Raw genomic sequence first — 2291 nt, forward strand, 5'->3', positions numbered from 1 at the left:
AAGTCGGGTAGCGACGGCGCATTGCTGCGCCGCCGCCCCCTAAGAACCGTACGTGCGAGTTTCCCCGCATACGGCTCAAGCCTCTATAAGGCCAGTGGTTAAACTAACCCGGTGGCACAACGTACCGACCGGCATGTGTACCTGCTTTATGACAGCACGCGTACTAGCTGCGGCCGTTCCCCTTGCGACGTGCGCGGGAGACTCTGCTTCGGATCGCAGCACGCTGCGCGAAGTAGGCGTACCACTCATGGTCGTAGGGGTTGGCGTCCGACTGGACTTTTGGATGCCGCTCGATGGTCACGCTTGCCGCTGTCCGAAGCGTCCGAAGCAGGGGATGACCGCTATCGTCCACTTGGTCGGTGGCGGCGGCGAATACCCATCGTCGCAGGCCGATTTGGTGGAAGTATCGTCGTCGTACCCATTCCGGAGGTTTCTTGGGGTGGCGTCGCTTGGCCCATTGCCATATTGCGTACCAGATATGGCTGTCCACGTTCGAGAAGGTCTCCTGAGCAACGACGTGGCGGTGATACATGGCCCAGCCGGTTATCACAGGATTCAGGGCGTCGATCAGCAGATGCTGCGGTGCCGACCATAGCCGTCTAATGATGTCCCGAACCTTTTGCAGGAAGGACTGCACGTTCTTCCGCGCCGGTTTGATAAGCAACTTCTTGCCGTATCGCCGGATGTTCTGGCCAAGGAAATCATAGCCTTCCGTCAGATGGGTGATTTTCGTCTTCTCCGGAGCGAGTTCCAGTCCCCGATCTGCAAGAAACGCGGTGACTGCCGGAGTAACTGTGTCTTGCAACACTTCCCGGCTCACTCCAGTGATGACGAAGTCGTCGGCGTATCGCACAAGATTGACCTTGTGGACTATGCGATGTGACGGGTATTTGAAGACGGACGATAGAACCTTGTCCAACCCGTTCAGCGCAAAGTTGGCGAGCACAGGGCTGATGATGCCGCCCTGTGGCGTCCCTTCGGTTGTTCTCGCGAATACGCCGTCCTTCAAGTAACCGGCCCTCAGCCATTTCGCCAACACGGCCTTGTCCGTCGGCACGTGCTTTAGGAGCCACGCGTGGTCGATGTTGTCGAAGCAGCCGCGGATGTCCGCTTCGAGAATCCACTGTGCCGAGACCCGTGCGCCCCGGTCTTTTGGGTTGCCGTGATATCGGGCGTTCATGAAGCATTGTGCTATCGCGTCATGAGTGGATCGCTCTTTTCGGAATCCATAGGATTGCCCGTCGGAGATCGTTTCGGATACGGGGTCGAGAGCGAGCAGGTGCAGGGCCTGCATCGCCCGATCTCGCATCGTGGGGATGCTCAGCGGACGCAGCTTGCCGTTACTTTTGGGTATATAGATTCGCTTCAGCGGCAGCGGTTGATAGCCGCTCCGTGTCAGAGAACCTATCGCCATGTATTTGGCATCCGGGGTCGACCAAAGCACTTTGTCGACGCCCGGTGTACGTTTGCCTTGGTTTTCCGTCACTCGTTTAACGGCTAACGCTTTGCCGTAGAACGAGGTGGTCAGTAGCCGTTGCAGGGCCTTGACCCTGTTCCAGCGACCAGCCTGTGTCGCCTTCACGATACGCGCCTGCATTCTTTTGACCGTGGTGTGGGCCGTGTCCCAGTCGATGCTGTGCCACGACGTACCTTGGTCGGCCAGTGCACACGTTGACTGCCCGTTCATTTGCTTTCTCGCCCTCAAAGATTACTCAAGTTATCTCGTGATGAGAGACCAGTTGGAAGTCTGCCCACTTTCGTGTCGAGCGATGTTTCAGCCCGTATCCCGGCCATTACAGTCAGGCGTTCGCTTTCTCCAACCTCCTTTACCCACTCCGCCACCAGCTTTCCTTGCGGTTGGCCTGCCCGGTATGGGCGACGGGATGGGCTTACCCTGTTCCGCTATCGCAACGAGATGGCGACGGTTTTCCCTTTACGCCGGCGACGCTGTGTTCTGCGTGCACCCACTACAGACTGAATGCACCCGATCGCTTAGCTTTTGCCCTCAGCCTGACAGCACCTTTGGCTGGACTGTGCTCACGACGCTTGCGAGAATTCACTTCCGTTAACCATGCCACCCAAGCCCTTACGGCTCCCGCATTGGTGCTTGCAGGTGTCGCCTTCGCCTCGCGGCTCGGGCTAGGCCTCGCGGCCCCGATTGTTGTCCTCGATGCTCCGCACCCCGCCGTTACCAGCGACGCACGACCGAGTGAGCTACTGCTGGCAGAACAGCAGGTCTTGTCCGGTTGCTATTGGCAAGACAGTTGTGATAGCGACTTTCAGGTCGCACC

At 58.4% G+C, this 2291-nt stretch carries 1 protein-coding gene; it reads right to left on the minus strand.

Translation table 11 applies throughout. The features are described from left to right. Positions 1-163: 163 nt before the first annotated feature. Positions 164-1687 (minus strand): group II intron reverse transcriptase/maturase, encoded by a 1524-nt coding sequence (gene ltrA, locus J8I33_RS34165; RefSeq protein ID WP_209939989.1) that lies wholly within the window; start codon positions 1685-1687, stop codon positions 164-166. Between the last annotated feature and the right edge of the window lie 604 nt (positions 1688-2291).

This window comes from Burkholderia sp. AcTa6-5 (genome assembly GCF_017815075.1).
GTDB classification, from domain to species: Bacteria; Pseudomonadota; Gammaproteobacteria; order Burkholderiales; family Burkholderiaceae; genus Burkholderia; species Burkholderia sola.